Genomic DNA, 17872 nt, shown 5'->3' with positions numbered 1-17872 from the left:
TTTTTTCTGCAACTTTATTTTCCGATGCAATGATATGTGAAACCTTGTTCTTCCATATCTTTCTTGTCATAAATGTTACGTCCGTCCAATACCAACGGCTGCTCCATAGTTTTCTTGATGACTGCCCATGAAGGCAGGCGGAATTCTTTCCATTCGGTCACCAGCATCAGTGCATCTGCATCCAGCGCAGCATCATACATATCTGTCGCATAATAAATACTTTCTCCTATGCGGCGTCGGCATTCGTTCATGGCAGCCGGGTCGTAGGCACGTACTTTACAACCGGCCTTCAGCAACTCGTCAATCAATACCAGAGCCGGGGCTTCACGCATGTCATCTGTTTCGGGTTTAAAGGCCAGCCCCCAAATGGCAATGGTCTTTCCCTCCAAATCATTATTGAAATGCTTCTGCAACTTTTCGAATAAGATACTCTTCTGTTTCTCGTTCACCTCCTCTACTGCATGGAGTACACGCATCTTGTAGCCGCTCAGTTCAGCCGTTTTAATCAGTGCCTTTACATCCTTAGGGAAGCATGAACCGCCGTAACCTATCCCCGGATAGAGGAACTTGCGTCCGATACGGGTATCCGAACCGATACCACTGCGCACCATGTTTACATCCGCTCCCACCAATTCGCACAAATTGGCAATGTCGTTCATGAAGCTGATGCGGGTGGCAAGCATGGAGTTAGCTGCATACTTTGTCATTTCTGCAGAAGGGATGTCCATAAAGATGACACGGAAGTTGTTCAGCAGGAATGGTTTGTAGAGCTTGCTCATTATCTTCTTGGCTCGTTCGGACTCTACTCCCACCACTACACGGTCGGGACTCATAAAATCGTTGATAGCATTACCTTCTTTCAGAAACTCGGGATTCGAAGCGACATCGAAGTCAATGTTCATCCCTCTCTTATCAAGTTCTTCTTGAATGGTAGCCCGCACTTTTCTGGCAGTACCTACGGGAACGGTACTTTTGGTTACCACCAACACATATTTCTGCATATTGCGTCCAATGGTGCGGGCAACTTCCAGCACATAGCTCAAGTCGGCACTTCCATCCTCATCGGGTGGTGTACCTACGGCACTGAATACCACTTCCACCTCATTCAGACAACTCTCCAGAGACGTGGTGAATTGCAGGCGTCCTGCTTTCACATTCCGGCTAACCATTTCTTCCAGTCCATTTTCATAGATAGGAATAACACCCTTTTTCAGTGACTCTATCTTTTCACTGTTCGTGTCTACGCAAATAACGTTGACACCGATTTCCGCAAAGCAGGTTCCGGTTACCAAACCGACGTATCCTGTACCGACAATGGCTATTTTCATATTTTATTCATAATAGACCGCATCCTTGAACGATACGGCATGTCCGTCTTTATCTGATAATAGAAGCTGTTCCGTAGCAACGGGCCATTCAATACCGATGGTTTCGTCGTCAAAACGGATGGATGCCTCGGATTGTGGTGCGTATACGTTGTCTACCTTGTATGTAAAGACAGCTTCATCGCTCAGCACCAGAAAACCGTGGGCAAAACCACGCGGAATGAAGAATTGTCTTTTGTTCCCCTCACTTAGCTCCACACTGACATACTTTCCGAAAGTGGGAGAAGATTTTCTTAAGTCGACAGCCACGTCCAGCACTTTTCCCTTAATGACACGTACCAGTTTGGCCTGGCTGCAATCACCCTTCTGGTAATGAAGACCACGTAATACACCGAAAGAGGATTTGGACTCATTGTCCTGGATGAAGTGAACGTTTCCGACATGTGCACGGAACTCTTCTTCCTTAAATGCTTCCATAAAGTATCCGCGGGCATCATGGAATACTTTCGGCTCAATCAGCCATACGCCGTCAATCTCTGTTTGTATGTAGTTCATTTTCTTAAAATGTTTTATGTACTTTCAGTTGGAATCCAAAATTGTCTCCATATATCTCTCCCATATCCAATGCAAGGGACGCGTTGAAGCACCAGCCCTTCCATTTACGGGGAATATAGTAAAACGATGCAAAAGTAGAAAAATTTTCTAATATATCGGGTATTGGACGATGAGGAGTTCCCCAAGTTCTGTTGTGGGACAATTTTGCCACATATCTCCACTCACTGCTGATGTCGCCGCTCCATCCCAGATGCAGGGCCTTAACGCGATTGTACTTGAAACTCATATCGCCATCCTTATTATAGATAGGCGATGCTATCAACGGATTGGCTATCGCCATACCCCAATGTGCCCATCCTGGGTAGTAACCGTTGTTGTAGTAGTTGTCGGCTCCTCCGGTCTTACCTACTACAGAATTTTGCAAACCGTGCAGTGGACCGCTCATATTGGTAGTCTGGAGATATTCGATAACGATTCCGTTGATGGCTTGTCTATGGTTGGATTTATATTCCACACCCCATAAGCCATCCCAACCGTTGAGTTTGGCCATGGCGGAGAAGTCATCAAAATGATTGTCCAGATAGGCGCTGATGGAGAAATCTTCCTTAGGACGATAAGTCATTTTGATATATTCGCTACCCAGAAAATTGCCTTGGAAAGCCAGATGTTCACCTACCGGTCCGTCCTCACGCCCGTGGCCGGGGAAGAATACGCGTACGTAATCCTTCCATCCGTTGCCCAAGTCTCCCGATTCGGAACCTCCAATCTTGTATCCTCCGAATTGGGTGTCGAGGGTCATTCCGAGTTCCAGTTGCCATTTTCCTTTGGGTATACCGATACGCAGGAACCCTTCTTTATGATGGTATTTGATACTCTTGGTGTACCAGTATTTTTCTCCGACTTGCTCCCGCTGGTATTTGTTATCTGTAAACCATCCGTACGAGATTTCTCCTTTCAGGCCTAAACGGGGTAGCAACTGTACATACTCGGGTATGCCTATCTGTACTTGTGGGATGGGACGCGCATTACCCGACCAGGTCATGCCGCCACTGCTCAGCTCTTGATTCAGCAATGGAGAATTCTGTTCCCGGCTTCCGGCAAAGAATCCAAACCACTTGTAACGGATGTCTACGTAAGCCTGCTGTACAATGAAGGAGGTCGTGCTGAATCCGGCTGCTGCAACCAAATCCAGTGCTTCTTCAAACTTCCATTTTCCAAGTTGGTGTTTGTAGGATATTCCTCCACGTATGTAAGTATTGTTGTCGAGCGAAGTGAGTCCTTGCTGGTTGCTGACCTGCCAAAGAGGGGTGTTGTCACCGGTATGCAGGGTTGTTCCATATTCTACGAATGAGGACAGTTGTTGTGCCAGCATCGTGTTTTTTCCTATGAACAAGAAAACCATCAAACAGAAGATAATACGCATAATAGTCTTTTGTTAAGTGTTTAGGTTTGTATACTCTTGCGAGGGCAATTGTCCTTCTATTCTTGACAAGCATAGCTAAACGGTACAAAAGTAGAAATTTTTCCGGTAAAAATCCCTTCTCTTGCCGAAAAACCTTTTTCAAATACATTTTCAATGTGCAATGTTCATAATTTGTTGATAAGAAAAAAGCTCTGAAACTAGCGTATATCCGATATTTCCGCTACTTTTGTAGCATGATTGAATTAGCACAGCACATAGAAGTATTGTTATTGGAGAACGATTGTGTCATTGTTCCCGGTTTGGGAGGATTTGTAGCCCATTATACTCCGGCAATGAGAGTAGCAGAAGAGAATGTTTTTCTGCCCCCTACCCGTATTATCGGTTTCAATCCTCAACTGAAGATGAATGACGGCTTACTTGTACAATCTTATATGGCTGTCTATGATACTGATTTTTCTGATGCTACGCGGATTGTAGAAAAAGAAGTGGCGCATATATTCACTGCTCTCCATGAAGAAGGTAAGGTGGATTTGCCCAACATTGGCGAATTGCGTTACTCCATTCATGGTATTTATGACTTTGTTCCCTATGACCACAAGATAACCACTCCTTACTTATATGGGTTGGATAGTTTTGAAATGCAGGAACTGGCGGAACTGAAGAAACCGTACATGGAAAAGACCATCCGTTATTCTGTTCCAGTTGTGCCGGAAGACAAAAAGCGAAGGTTTGAGATTAAATTCAACCGTTCCTATTTGTCGAATGCGGTTGCCATGATTGCAGTGGTTGCCTTGTTTTTCTTTTTGTCTACACCGATAGAGAATACGGAAGTGGTTGAAGGAAATTATGCGCAATTACTTCCGAATGAACTTTTTGAGATGATAGAAAAGGAATCCCTTGCCATTAATCCGATTGTTGTTAGCCGGAAGGCCGACACTCCGAAAGCGTCGGCTCAAAAAAACACGGGGCAGAAGGCAAAGAAAAAGGTGGTTCCGGTTGCCGTAAGAGAGGTTAAGGTGGGCCAAGCTAACGCGCAGAATGCTCCGGTTGTTTCTCAGCCTAAGCAGCAGGCGGCAGAAGTGTCCTCTTCAACATCTGTAACAACAAAGAGTGAAATTCAAAAGACCACGGCAGGGACTGTCGCCCCGTCACTTGTCTCTGCACAGAAATACCACGTCATCATTGCCAGTGTAGGTACTGAGAAGGATGCCGAAGCAATGGCAAAGCAACTGATTGAAAAAGGTTACCCTCATGCAAAAGCAATTGTTGGAGATGGTAAAATGCGTGTCAGCATTGAGTCTTGTGGCACAGAAACAGAAGCATATCAGGCATTGAACAGAGTTCGCCAGAATGAAACGTATAAGAACGCTTGGGTATTAAAGAAGTAGAAAGTAATCTACCCTTGCTTTATTTTTTAATTCTTTAATTTTTAACTATCATGAAGCGTATCCGTTGTCCCAAATGTGAGAATTACTTAACATTCGATGAAACCAAGTATACCGAAGGCCAATCACTGGTCTTTGTATGTGACCAGTGTAAGAAGCAGTTCAGTATCCGTTTAGGTAAATCAAAGATGAAAGCCCCTCAAAAGGAAGAACGTCCGGATGAAGCGGAGTTTAAAGAGGCTTTTGGCAGCATCACGGTCATTGAGAACGTGTTTGGTTTTAAGCAGGTACTTCCATTGCAAGAAGGTGACAATATCATAGGCCGGCGTTGCGTGGGGAATGTTATCGATGTGCCGATTGAGACTTCGGATATGAGTATGGACCGGCGTCACTGTATCATTAATGTAAAGCGCAATAAGCAGGGAGTGTTGATTTATACCTTACGCGATGCTCCCAGCCTGACGGGAACTTTCCTTAATAATGAAATTTTGGGTGACAAAGACCGCATTCGCATTGAGGATGGAGCCATTGTAACTATTGGTGCCACTACTTTTATATTGCGAGCGGCAGAACAAGAGAGCCTTTAGACAAAAAAGAAAACTGTGTATTTCCCATTAAATGTGGTATAAATAAAGCAGACCGTACAAAAAAAGTTTTTGTACGGTCTGCTTGTTTAAAGTCATAGGAATTAAAGAATGCCTTTTACTGTTTCTGACATACCTTTTTCTTGGATGGATTTTAAGAAGCAGGTAATCATGTCTGTCAATCCTGGAACGGTATTCAAGTCTCCGTGTTCCCCCCAAATAAGGTCTTTGGCTGCCAATACGCCTTCTGCCACTTTGTGAGTATCCCCCGTTGCCCAAAGGTCTTTCAATAACTGCATGATTTCGGGAGCATCATTCGGGATGATTTCTGTGCCGTCTGCGCGGGTACCTCCTTTGTAGTACGTGATGATGGCAGCCAGTCCCAATGCCAGACCTTTCGGCAGTTCTCCTTTACGTTTCAAGTAGGTTTTTAGGCCGGGAAGGTCACGGGTTTGGTATTTAGGGAAAGAGTTCAGCATGATGCTGGTTATGGCATGGTCAACAAATGGATTGTTGAAGCGCTCCAATACATCTTCTGCAAACTTTTTCAATTCGTTTTTCGGCAGGTTCAACGTTTCCATCAGCTCGTCAAACATCACTTTATGGATGTATTGTCCGATTATAGGATGCTGGCAGGCATCGCGTACAATATTTACCCCCGACAGATAGGCTACCGGAGACAGTACGGTATGAGGTCCATTCAGCAAGGTTACTTTTCTTTCGTGGTAAGGTTTTTCGGAAGGAACAAACAATACATTCAGTCCGGCTTTGTCGGCAGGGAATTCTTCGGCGACTTCTTGCGGAGCCTCGATGACCCATAAATGGAAAATTTCAGCCTGCACTACCAAATTGTCATCGTACTGTATCTTTTCTTTTATAGCGGCAATGTCTTTGCGGGGGAATCCTGGAACGATACGGTCTACTAGTGTTGCATATACACCGCAGGCTTCCTCAAACCAAGTTCTGAACTCATCACCCAACTGCCATAATTCAATGTATTGATAGATTGTCTCCTTCAACTTGTGGCCATTCAGGAAGATGAGTTCGCAAGGGAAGATAATCAGTCCTTTGCTCTTGTCGCCGTTGAATGTCTTGAAGCGGTGATACAACAGCTGTGTCAGTTTGCCCGGATAAGAAGACGCCGGTGTATCTGTCAGCTTACAAGCAGGGTCAAAGGCTATACCTGCTTCCGTCGTGTTGGAAATGACAAAACGCATTTCCGGTTGTTCGGCCAATTTCATGAACTCATCGTTTTGAGTATAGGGGTTTAAGGCACGGCTGATTACATCTATCATAGTCAGACTGTTGATGGTTTCTCCTTTATCCAGACCTTGCAGATTTACATGATAAAGGTCATCCTGGGCATTCAGCATGTCAACCATACCTTTATCGATGGGTTGGACTACTACCACATTGCTGTTAAAATCGGTCTTTTGATTCATGTTATAAATAATCCAATCCACAAATGCGCGAAGGAAATTACCTTCGCCAAACTGGATAATGCGTTCCGGGCGTTGTGCTTTGGGAGCAGTTTCTTTGTTTAATGCTTTCATTTAAAAAATGATTTAAATGGTTGATATGTAATTTTTTGATTATTCAAACTCAAAGTAAAAGTCTATGTTTTCCTTCATCAATATGTCGATGGGCATGTATTTCACTGCAGTGACCGGTCTTTTAAATACCACGTGGTTGCATAAAGTCTTCACGCCACAATAGCCTTGCAGGCCTGGGCGTTGACCGATGAGAAAGGTTACTTCACCGGTTTTCAGGAACTCTGTATTTTTGTGTAAAAGGTCATATCCCACAAGTCCTGCCAGCTTCTGCCCCTTTTCGTGCAGATAATTTGCCACCTGATAAACACGGGAATTAAAAACAGCTCCCAGTACGGCTTGGGGATGTTCTTTAAAAAAAGCATCCAACATCCGTCTGTTGCCGTCAGTATCTTCCTTGTGCAACACAATGTCATGGATAATCAAATCCTTATGTTCCTCGGAAAGGTATTGCATGAACCCCTCGAGGCGGCGTTGCATCTGGATTTCTGCCGGATTGTTTTTCTGATTGTTCAGGAATAACACAAGCTCCTGCCCTTTTTCATAGCTACGCATCAGAATCTTGGCAGCGATGTATCCGCTGGTTTTGGAATCTTGTCCGATATAACACAAGGCATGCGTCTGTTCAATATTGAAGTCTATGAATGCATAGGGAATATCCGCTTCCTCCAAATAAGCAGTGAGTTTTATGGTCTCCTCTCGGAAATTCGGGGCAACAAGTACGGCGTCGGCATTTTCCTCCCGGAGCACAGCACATGCTTCTTTATAGGAGGATTTGTCCGCATGCCGATAGTACAGATAGCTAACTCCAACATTGAACGGCCGTAATTCTTGTGCGGCACGGTCAATTCCCGCTGCTACAGCATACCAATAATCATGTTCTATATAATAAGGTATAATGCAGACAATATGATAGTGCTTTTTAGCCGCCAGCCCGATGGCAAACATATTGGGATGATAATCTATCTCGTCGAGTACTTTCTGGACTTTTTCCCTACTGGAAACGGATACGTCTCCGCGGTTGTGCAGTACGCGGTCTACAGTGCCGGCAGAGACGCCGGACATGCGTGCTATGTCTTTAATGGTATAGTTCTTGTTTTCCATCTTGAGGTATGCTGCCTAAGGCAGTAAAGGTGAGACGTCTGAAGCTTAAATATTATAAATATTCGCCGCAAAGATACGAATTATTTTGTTTCTCCAAGTAAAATTTCTACTTTTGTGTTCGATAACGGTTAATAAAACTAAAAACAATTATACGACCTATTAGCTTTACAATCAATACTATATAGGTGTAATAGATAGAAAGTAATATTTTTAGATACTTAAAACACAAGAAGATGAAAAACTTTATGGACGGAAATTTTCTGTTGCAAACGGAAACATCACAGAAGTTGTACCACGAGCATGCGGCTAAAATGCCGATTATCGACTATCATTGTCACTTGATTCCTCAAATGGTGGCGGAAGACTATCAATTTAAGTCACTGACTGAGATTTGGTTGGGAGGTGACCACTACAAGTGGCGTGCCATGCGTACCAATGGTGTGGACGAACGTTTCTGTACCGGTAAGGATACTACAGATTGGGAAAAGTTTGAGAAGTGGGCCGAAACGGTACCTTATACTTTCCGTAATCCGTTGTATCACTGGACCCACCTTGAATTGAAGACCGCTTTTGGAATCGATAAAATTCTCAATCCTCATACGGCCCGTGAAATTTATGATGAATGTAATGAGAAGCTGAAACAGCCTGAATATTCCGCCCGTGGCATGATGCGCCGTTATCATGTGGAAGTGGTTTGTACTACAGATGATCCTATTGATTCCTTGGAATACCATATCAAGACACGTGAGAGCGGCTTTGAAATCAAGATGTTGCCTACTTGGCGTCCGGATAAGGCAATGGCGGTGGAAGTTCCTGCCGATTTTCGCGCATATGTAGAAAAGTTGGCCGAAGTGAGCGATGTGGCTATTTCCTGCTTTGACGATATGGTTGCTGCCTTGCGTAAGCGTCACGATTTTTTCGCGAAACAAGGATGTAAACTGTCTGACCACGGAATTGAAGAATTCTATGCCGAGGATTATACAGGAGCGGAAGTTAAGGCTATCTTTAACAAGGTATATGGCGGTACTGGATTGACGAAGGAGGAAATTCTGAAATTCAAGTCGGCCATGCTGGTTGTGTTCGGCGAAATGGATTGGGAGAAAGGTTGGACACAACAGTTCCATTATGGTGCTATTCGCAATAACAATAGTAAGATGTTCAAACTGTTAGGTCCTGATACCGGTTTTGATTCCATTGGCGAATTTACTACAGCAAAAGCTATGGCTAAATTTCTCGACCGCTTAAACTCCAATGGTAAGCTGACCAAGACTATTCTTTATAATTTGAATCCATGCGCCAACGAAGTCATTGCTACTATGCTGGGTAACTTCCAGGATGGTACGGTTGCCGGTAAGATTCAATTCGGTTCCGGTTGGTGGTTCCTTGACCAGAAGGATGGTATGGAAAAGCAGATGAATGCCCTTTCTGTACTGGGCTTATTGAGCCGATTTGTTGGTATGCTGACCGATTCCCGTTCCTTCCTCTCCTATCCGCGCCATGAATATTTCCGCCGTACATTGTGTAATCTTGTAGGCCGTGATGTAGAAAATGGTGAAATTCCTATTTCCGAGATGGAACGCGTAAACCAGATGATTGAAGATATCAGCTATTATAACGCTAAGAATTTCTTCCAATTCTAAAAAGCAATAGTAAGCTATAAGTTATGCAGTTTCACCCATAACTTATAGCTTATCTAATATTCCTTTGATACTATCCAATCGTATAAAATTGGGATGTCGTATTTCCCCTTCATGTTGCTCGTATGCCCAAGTCACGTGGTATGGTACATGGGCAGCGTATCCCCCAAGTTCCAATACCGGAAGTATGTCTGATTTTACAGAATTACCTATCATCAGGAGTTTTTCAGGCGGACAGCCCAATGTATCAATCAGCCTCTGGTAATCATCGATTTTCTTGTCACTCATAATTTCGATATGATGGAAATATTCTCGCAGTCCGGAAGCTTCTATTTTTCTTTTCTGGTCGAACAAGTCCCCCTTAGTGGCCAACACCAATTTATATTTCCCATGAAGTGACGATATGGTCTCCTTCACGCCTTCCAGTAGTGTAACCGGTTTCTGCAGAAGCTCTTGTCCCCATCCTATTACTTCATCTATAAGATGCATATTCCCGTTTCCGTCTGTCACTTTGCAGATGGTTTCAGTCATACTGAGCATTATGCTCTTCAGCCCATAGCCATACATATGCAGATTCTTCATTTCTGTTTCAAAAAACCTTTGTGATATGGATGAAGCAGGCAGATATTGCCTTAAAAGGTTACAGAATTTGTGCTCGAACTCCTGAATATAAAGTTCGCTTTCCCACAGTGTGTCATCAGCGTCAAAAGCTATAAATTCGATTTTATCTTTCATGAATGGTCGTTTTATAAAAGCGTCCAAAGATACGGAGTATTCTATATAAATGAAAAGATAAATAGTGATAAATGGGAAGTTAATATCTTGTCTGCAACTTATTAATATTGTGTTTGCAGAAAATTAATATCTTGCAAACACGATATTAATTTCCTATTTTTGCATTTATTTTTTCATTTAATACATAAATTTTAATCGTACAAAAGGATGATGACATCACCCCAACCCGCTTCCAAAGGCTTCAGCAGAGCTTTTTGGGTAAGCAGTACAGTAGAACTGTTCGAACGCATGGCATATTATGCTGTATTTATTGTTCTTACCATTTATCTTTCCAATATTTTAGGTTTCAATGATTTTGAGTCAAGCATGATTTCCGGTCTGTTTTCGGGAGGGCTCTATTTGTTGCCTATCTTTACGGGCGCATATGCCGATAAGATAGGTTTCCGAAAGTCGATGATTATTGCTTTCTCACTGCTTTCCATCGGGTATTTGGGCTTGGGATTGCTTCCCACCCTACTGGAAACAGCCGGTCTGGTGGAGTATGGCGAGACAACCCGTTTTTCAGGATTGCCGGATAGTAATGACCGCTGGATGATTGTCCCCGTATTGTTTGTTATCATGGTAGGAGGTTCGTTCATCAAGTCTATCATATCGGGATCGGTGGCTAAGGAAACAACAGAGGCTACCCGTGCTCGCGGCTATTCCATCTTCTATATGATGGTGAATATAGGAGCTTTTACCGGAAAAACGGTGGTCGACCCTCTACGGAATGTTATCGGTGAGCAAGCTTATATTTATATCAATTACTTCTCGGCTGCCATGACGGTGCTGGCATTATTGGCTGTCATCTTATTGTATAAATCGGCACATACAGCAGGTGAAGGGAAAAGCATGCGTGAAATTGGGCAAGGTTTTCTGCGTATTATCACTAATTGGCGTTTGTTGATTCTTATCCTCATCGTAACCGGCTTTTGGATGGTGCAGCAACAGCTCTATGCAACTATGCCCAAATATGTCATCCGTATGGCGGGTGAAACAGCCAAACCGGGGTGGATAGCCAATGTAAACCCGTTTGTAGTGGTTTGCTGCGTAAGTTTTATCACCCGGTGGATGGCAAAGCGCACAGCTATTACTTCTATGAATATAGGCATGTTTCTTATTCCGGTATCGGCATTGCTGATGGCATGCGGTAATTTGCTGGGCAACGATATTATTTCCGGCATGAGCAATATTACTTTGATGATGGTGTTTGGTATTGTTGTGCAAGCTTTGGCAGAATGTTTTATCTCACCGCGTTATCTGGAATACTTCTCTTTGCAGGCCCCCAAGGGCGAAGAAGGTATGTACCTCGGTTTCAGTCATCTTCATTCATTCCTCTCTTCTATTTTCGGATTCGGTATTGCGGGGGTGCTTCTGACAAAATATTGTCCTGATCCAGTCTTGTTTGAAACCCGCGAAGCGTGGGAAGCAGCTAGTGTCAATGCACATTATATCTGGTATTATTTCGCTGTTATAGGATTGGTTGCGGCAATAGCATTATTCGTTTTTGCCAAAACTACCGAATTCATCGACAAAAAGAAGAAGGCATAAGGTTTATATATTGCATACTTTTTGTATATTTGCCGTCACTTTTTTTAAAAGCGACGGCTTTTTTGTAATTAAGGAGATTAGGATGAAAGTAAAATTTATAAGCCTTGCCAGTGGAAGCAGCGGCAACTGTTATTATATAGGCACAGAAAAATATGGAATACTCATCGACGCCGGCATTGCAGTACGGACGATAAAAAAAGGACTGAAAGAAGCAGGTATCAGCATGGAAATGATACGTGCGGTATTTGTTACGCATGATCATGCGGACCATATCAAAGCAGTAGGCGGATTGGGTGAAAAACTGAATATTCCTATTTATACAACCGCCCGGATTCATGAGGGCATCAACCGGAGCTATTGCATGACAGAAAAGTTATATTCGTCTGTCCGTTACCTGGAAAAGCAGCAACCCATGCAGTTGGAAGATTTTCATATCGAATCTTTCGAGGTACCTCATGATGGCACGGACAATGTGGGCTATTGCATTGAGATAGGCGGAAAAGTGTTTGCTTTTCTTACAGACCTTGGTGAAATTACTCCTACGGCCGCAGAATATATCAGAAAGGCCAATTATCTGATATTGGAAGCCAACTACGATGAGGAAATGTTACGCATGGGTACCTACCCCCAATACCTGAAAGAACGGATTACCAGCCGCACCGGACACATGAGTAATATTGCTACTGCTGAATTTCTTTCGGAAAATATGACGGAACATTTACAGTATATTTGGCTTTGTCATTTGAGCAAGGACAACAATCATCCTGAATTGGCATATAAAACAGTGGAATGGAAATTAAGGGAAAAAGGAATTATCGTAGGAAAGGATGTACAGTTGTGTGCTTTGAAGCGTACTACTCCTTCTGATTTATACGAGTTTGAATAAAAAATCCCATTTCATCGCAAAAAATACACCGTTTTGTTTGCACGAATAAAATAAAAGGACTACTTTTGCACCCGCAAACAAGAAATAAGGAATGCACTCTTAGCTCAGTTGGTAGAGCAACTGACTCTTAATCAGTGGGTCCAGGGTTCGAATCCCTGAGGGTGTACTTAAAAAAGGAACAACTACTGTTGTTCCTTTTTTAATTTGTCTTAACAAGAACATGCTTTGATGGGTATAAGCTCCTCATACGGAATCACTAGTAAATCTATATGGGGATGATACATTATTTTTCGTTAGTCCGCATAATAAATTCTTCAGAAGTTTGTTTTTATACCTTTGCCCTCACCCGCTTTCCGCCTCTTTCGTCACATTCGAAAATATATGTCAGAAAATGAAAGTAGGAAGAAAACTTTTATTTCCTCCTACTCGTATATCTATATTTTGTATATTTGTACACACATCAATGATTTTAAACTAAAAGAAAAACAATATGGATAAAGATTCAAAGCAAGTAGTAGTTCTTCTGACACATCCCAATATAAAAGAGTCGCGAGCTAACAAGGCATTGATGGATGCTATTAGTGACATGGGAGAGGTAGCCATATACAATTTATATGAGATGCGTATGGAAGATGCTTTTAATGCAGAGATATGGAGCACTATCATATCGCATGCATCTGCGCTTGTATTTCAGTTTCCGTTCTATTGGATGTCGGCTCCTTCTTTATTGAAGAGATGGTTGGATGAAGTATTTACTTATCTGGCAAAAACTCCTGCTGTGGCTGGTAAGACATTGATGGTGGTCACTACTGCCGGCTCTGAACATGATGCTTATAGAAGCGGAGGAAGAAATCGTTTTACGGTGGATGAGTTGTTAAGACCTTATCAAGCAAGTGCTGTACATGCTGGAATGATATGGCAAACTCCTCTTGTAGTCTATGGAATGGGGACTTCGGAAGCTAGTAAAAATATAGCAGAAGGGATAAATTGCTATAAGCAAAGAATTGAAGCATTGGTGAAGAAAGACATTTTCAGTGATAATTGGTAATAGTAGGACCATATCGAAATGGAACATTCTTTTTCATTTTTGAATGTTTGTTTTTCTCTTTATCTTTTTCTAAAATCCTGATTATAAGCAATAAATAAAATATTGTATGAGTTGGCATATTTCTTGTGTTAACTCATACATGAAATTTTATATTATATCAAACAGATTACCCGTTAAGGTTACCAAAGAGGATGAAACGTTCGTGTTTTCATGAAGTGAAGGTGGACTGGCTACCGGTTTGGACTCACTTCAGATTTCCTACGAAAAACATTGGATTGGATGGCCTGGAATATGCGTTGACAACGAAGAAAGTAAAAAGGAAATCACTTCTAGATTGGAAGGAATAAATTTTCACCCAGTATTCTTGTCCGAAACACAGATAAAGAATTATTATGAAGGCTATAGTAATAGTACTATTTGGCCATTATGTCACTACTTTTTTGTTTATACGCTATATCGGAACTCTTTCTGGCAATCGTATCAGGAAGTGAACCAGTTGTTCTGCGATGCCATTTGCCGCGTGATACATCCAGGTGACAAGGTGTGGATTCAAGACTATCAGCCAATGCTGCTTCCCGGAATGCTTCGGAAGGTTTACCCGAATTTGAATATCGGATATTTCCATCATATCCCTTTCCCTTCCTATGAACTTTTCCGGATATTACCGGAACGTGCAGAAATCCTGAAAGGATTATTGGATGCTGACTTTATAGCTTTCCATACTTATGACTATATGCGGCATTTTATTAGTGCTGTCGAACGGGTACTGCGTATTGACTTTAAACTGGACGAAGCACAACTCGGGAATAGAGTAGTTGAGACCGATGCTCTTCCTATGGGAATCAACTACGGACTGTATCACAATGCTTCTTCCAGACCGGAAGTACGGCGGGCGATAGACCGTACACGGAAATTTTTCGGAAATCATAAGTTGATTCTTTCTGTAGACCGCTTGGATTATAGTAAAGGCATTCTGCACCGTTTATTTCTTTCGTTTTTAATTCCATTGAATGATGATATCTTTCTTTTTTTCTTTATTTTTGCATAAAGAAAATTTTACTATTTCGGCAGTTGTTTTGTACTCATATCGCTGATATAGAATGTTTAGGAACTCAAAATAAAGGATTATCATGTTACGGAAGATTAGACTGACTTTTGCAATGATTTGTTTTGCACTCATCACCTTGCTGTTCCTTGATTTTACGGGAACGTTGCATGGGTGGTTCGGCTGGTTAGCCAAAATCCAGTTTTTGCCGGCTGTATTGGCGCTGAATGTGGGAGTGATATTGTTTCTTGTAATTCTCACTTTGGTATGCGGGCGTATCTATTGTTCTGTGATTTGCCCCTTAGGGGTATTTCAGGATATACTGGCATGGCTGGGCCGGCAACCTAAAAAACGCAGGAAGCTTCCTTACTCTTATTCTCCGGCCTTATCTTGGCTGCGCTATGGCGTATTGGGTGTGTTTATCATTGCCTTGATTGCCGGAATTGGTTCATTGGCTGCTCTACTTGCACCCTATAGTGCATACGGACGTATTGCCAATAATCTTTTTCAACCTATATGGCAATGGGGCAACAATCTGCTTGCTTATCTGGCTGAACGGGCAGACAGTTATGCCTTTTATGAAACGGATGTATGGTTGAAGAGCCTGCCGACTTTTATTATTGCTGCCGCTACTTTGGCTGTGCTTGTTGTTCTGGCCGGACGCAACGGACGAACCTATTGTAATACGATTTGCCCGGTAGGAACGGTCTTGGGCTTCCTTTCACGTTATTCGCTTTTCCGCATCACAATAGATTCGGAAAAGTGTAACCAATGCAGTCTTTGTTCACGCAACTGCAAGGCAGCCTGCATCAACTTTAAGGAGCATCAGATTGATGCAAGCCGGTGTGTGGTTTGCATGAACTGCATTGAGAAGTGCAAGCATGGAGCCATTTCCTACAAGTATCATCCTTTCGGTAAACCTGCTGCGGGCAAGGCAGATTCGGAACAGATAAACGAAACCCGCCGCAGTTTTTTCACAGCAACGGCTCTGGTTGCAGCTACTTCTGTTTTAAAAGCGCAGGAAAAGAAAGTAGACGGAGGACTGGCAGCCATTGAAGATAAGAAGATTCCTGAGCGAAGCACTCCCCTCACTCCTCCCGGCTCATTGAGTGCCCGCAATATGGCGCAACACTGCACGGCCTGCCAGCTCTGTGTGTCGGCATGTCCCAATCAGGTTCTTCGTCCTTCTGCAGACTTAAGGAAATTGATGCAACCGGAAATGTCATACGAACGCGGCTATTGCAGACCGGAATGTACAAAATGTTCGGAGGTATGTCCTGCAGGGGCTATCCGTCCGATAACCAAAGCTGATAAATCATCCGTTCAGATAGGGCATGCCGTGTGGGTAAAGAAAAATTGCATACCACTGACGGATGGTATGCAGTGTGGTAACTGTGCACGCCATTGTCCGACGGGAGCCATACAAATGGTGCCGAGTATACCTGAAGACAAGGATTCTCCAAAGATTCCGGTAATCAATGTGGAGCGTTGTATCGGCTGCGGGGCATGTGAGAATCTTTGTCCGGCCCGTCCGTTCAGTGCCATCTATGTGGAAGGACATGAAAGACATCGAATTATATAACAAAGTAGAATTTCTATAAGTATGGAAGAACATCATAAAAACAATATGAACCGTCGTGATTTTTTGAAGATAGTGGGAATTACAGCCGCCACATCTACTGCTGCCCTCTATGGATGTGGTTCTAAGGAAGGAAGCAGTGAAGGCAGTAAAGTATTGGGCCCCATTCCGACGGATAAAATGACCTATCGTAGTTTTCCTGGTTTGGGGAGTGACAAAGTTTCTATTTTAGGATATGGCTGTATGCGCTGGCCTACCGTTCCTGCTCCGGATGGAAAAGGGGAAATGATAGACCAGGATGCTGTAAACGAACTGGTGGATTATGCCATTGCCCATGGCGTGAATTATTTCGATACGTCTCCGATGTATGTACAAGGATGGAGTGAGAAGTCTACGGGAATAGCTCTGAAACGCCATCCACGCGAATCGTTCTATCTTGCCACCAAACTATCCAATTTTCATCCTGATACCTGGACTCGCGAGGGTTCCATCGCCATGTACCGTAAGTCGTTCGAGGATATGCAGGTGGACTATATAGACTACTATCTGCTACACATGATTGGTGGCGGTGGCATGGAGCAATTCCGCAAACGCTACATAGACAACGGTATGATTGATTTTCTTGTCAAGGAGCGTGAAGCAGGACGCATCCGCCGTTTGGGATGGTCGTTCCACGGAGATATCGAAGTCTATGACTATGCCTTGCAGATGCATGACCGTGGTGAAGTTCATTGGGACTTTGTACAAATACAGTTGAATTATGTGGACTGGAAACATGCTTCGGGCAGCAACTTCAAGGCAGAGTATCTGTATGACGAGCTGGCCAAGCGTAAGATCCCTGCTGTCATTATGGAGCCTCTGCTGGGTGGGCGGCTCTCCAATGTCCCCGACCATATTGTGGCACGGCTGAAGCAGCGCGAACCCGAACGCAGTGTGGCGTCTTGGGCATTCCGTTATGCCGGTTCTCCCCAGGATGTACTGACAGTGCTGAGCGGCATGACTTATATGGAACATTTGCAGGATAACATCCGTACTTACTCTCCATTGGTACCACTCACAGAAGAGGAAACTCAGTATCTGTATGATACGGCAGATTTGATGATGGAGTACCCCACCATACCTTGCAACGACTGCAAGTACTGCATGCCTTGCCCGTATGGAATTGACATTCCTGCCATCTTGATACATTACAATAAATGTGTCAATGAAGGAAATGTGCCGGAAAGCAGCCAGGATGAGAATTATCGGAAAGCACGCCGTGCTTTTCTCGTAGGATATGACCGAAGTGTACCCAAACTGAGGCAGGCCGACCATTGTACCGGGTGCAACCAGTGTTCTCCGCATTGCCCGCAAACGATTGATATTCCCAAAGAACTGCATCGTATTGACAAATTTGTAGAACAGTTGAAACAAGAGACTTTATAAA

General features: G+C 43.3%; 14 protein-coding genes, 1 tRNA gene and 1 pseudogene. 10 read left to right on the top strand and 6 right to left on the bottom strand.

Going from position 1 to position 17872, the window contains the following annotated elements; genetic code table 11:
* Positions 1-14 precede the first annotated feature (14 nt).
* The 3 genes from DW039_RS08100 to DW039_RS08090 are packed head-to-tail and all read right to left on the bottom strand — an operon-like array spanning position 15 to position 3303.
* Positions 15-1328 carry a UDP-glucose/GDP-mannose dehydrogenase family protein gene (locus DW039_RS08100; protein WP_005825480.1) on the bottom strand — a complete coding sequence of 438 codons (1314 nt, stop codon included), beginning with the start codon at positions 1326-1328 and terminating at the stop codon, positions 15-17.
* 3 nt (positions 1329-1331) lie between these two features.
* Positions 1332-1880: a dTDP-4-dehydrorhamnose 3,5-epimerase gene (gene rfbC / locus DW039_RS08095; protein WP_016273757.1), complete on the bottom strand. Its 549-nt coding sequence runs from the start codon at positions 1878-1880 to the stop codon at positions 1332-1334.
* A 4-nt stretch (positions 1881-1884) separates the two neighbouring features.
* Positions 1885-3303, bottom strand: a complete 1419-nt coding sequence (locus DW039_RS08090; RefSeq protein WP_057258612.1) for a capsule assembly Wzi family protein — start codon at positions 3301-3303, stop codon at positions 1885-1887.
* A 233-nt stretch (positions 3304-3536) separates the two neighbouring features.
* Here DW039_RS08090 and DW039_RS08085 point away from each other — a divergent pair, with 233 nt between their 5' ends.
* The gene (locus tag DW039_RS08085) at positions 3537-4691 is read left to right on the top strand and encodes an SPOR domain-containing protein (protein ID WP_005825483.1); all 1155 of its coding nucleotides are present in this window, start codon (positions 3537-3539) and stop codon (positions 4689-4691) included.
* Positions 4692-4741: 50 nt separating this feature from the next.
* On the top strand, positions 4742-5275 hold the full coding sequence (locus DW039_RS08080; protein ID WP_005825486.1) for an FHA domain-containing protein: 534 nt from the start codon (positions 4742-4744) through the stop codon (positions 5273-5275).
* A gap of 101 nt (positions 5276-5376) precedes the next feature.
* Here the strand turns inward: DW039_RS08080 and DW039_RS08075 are convergent, their stop codons facing one another.
* Positions 5377-6825, bottom strand: a complete 1449-nt coding sequence (locus DW039_RS08075) for a tagaturonate reductase (protein WP_016273756.1) — start codon at positions 6823-6825, stop codon at positions 5377-5379.
* A 39-nt stretch (positions 6826-6864) separates the two neighbouring features.
* Positions 6865-7926 (bottom strand): substrate-binding domain-containing protein, encoded by a 1062-nt coding sequence (locus DW039_RS08070; RefSeq protein WP_035448524.1) that lies wholly within the window; start codon positions 7924-7926, stop codon positions 6865-6867.
* A gap of 233 nt (positions 7927-8159) precedes the next feature.
* On the opposite strand from DW039_RS08070, the gene uxaC reads away from it, so the two are divergent.
* Positions 8160-9566 (top strand): glucuronate isomerase, encoded by a 1407-nt coding sequence (uxaC, locus tag DW039_RS08065; protein ID WP_008664581.1) that lies wholly within the window; start codon positions 8160-8162, stop codon positions 9564-9566.
* Between the two features lie 42 nt (positions 9567-9608).
* On the opposite strand, the gene DW039_RS08060 is transcribed toward uxaC, so the two are convergent.
* Positions 9609-10298 (bottom strand): HAD family hydrolase, encoded by a 690-nt coding sequence (locus tag DW039_RS08060; RefSeq protein ID WP_044468857.1) that lies wholly within the window; start codon positions 10296-10298, stop codon positions 9609-9611.
* 207 nt (positions 10299-10505) lie between these two features.
* On the opposite strand from DW039_RS08060, the gene DW039_RS08055 reads away from it, so the two are divergent.
* The 7 genes and pseudogenes from DW039_RS08055 to DW039_RS08025 all read left to right on the top strand — a co-directional run bounded on the left by DW039_RS08055 (position 10506) and on the right by DW039_RS08025 (position 17871).
* A complete protein-coding gene (locus tag DW039_RS08055; RefSeq protein ID WP_005837133.1) occupies positions 10506-11888 on the top strand; it encodes an MFS transporter in 1383 nt (460 codons plus the stop codon).
* A gap of 82 nt (positions 11889-11970) precedes the next feature.
* Entirely contained in the window at positions 11971-12774 is an 804-nt protein-coding gene (locus DW039_RS08050; protein ID WP_005837132.1) for an MBL fold metallo-hydrolase, read from the top strand.
* Between the two features lie 93 nt (positions 12775-12867).
* Positions 12868-12940 (top strand) — tRNA-Lys (locus tag DW039_RS08045).
* A gap of 324 nt (positions 12941-13264) precedes the next feature.
* Positions 13265-13822 (top strand): NAD(P)H-dependent oxidoreductase, encoded by a 558-nt coding sequence (locus DW039_RS08040; RefSeq protein ID WP_005825500.1) that lies wholly within the window; start codon positions 13265-13267, stop codon positions 13820-13822.
* A gap of 139 nt (positions 13823-13961) precedes the next feature.
* Positions 13962-14822: pseudogene (locus tag DW039_RS08035) on the top strand (trehalose-6-phosphate synthase); the annotation flags it as partial.
* Between the two features lie 130 nt (positions 14823-14952).
* The gene (locus tag DW039_RS08030; RefSeq protein WP_120381855.1) at positions 14953-16449 is read left to right on the top strand and encodes a 4Fe-4S binding protein; all 1497 of its coding nucleotides are present in this window, start codon (positions 14953-14955) and stop codon (positions 16447-16449) included.
* 21 nt (positions 16450-16470) lie between these two features.
* Positions 16471-17871 (top strand): aldo/keto reductase, encoded by a 1401-nt coding sequence (locus DW039_RS08025; protein WP_005825512.1) that lies wholly within the window; start codon positions 16471-16473, stop codon positions 17869-17871.
* Position 17872 lies beyond the last annotated feature (1 nt).

This window comes from Bacteroides sp. AF39-16AC, assembly GCF_003602735.1.
Taxonomy (GTDB): domain Bacteria; phylum Bacteroidota; class Bacteroidia; order Bacteroidales; family Bacteroidaceae; genus Bacteroides; species Bacteroides uniformis.
The sequence above is the reverse complement of the archived record's forward strand: the minus strand, read 5'-3'. Positions and strand labels throughout refer to the sequence as shown.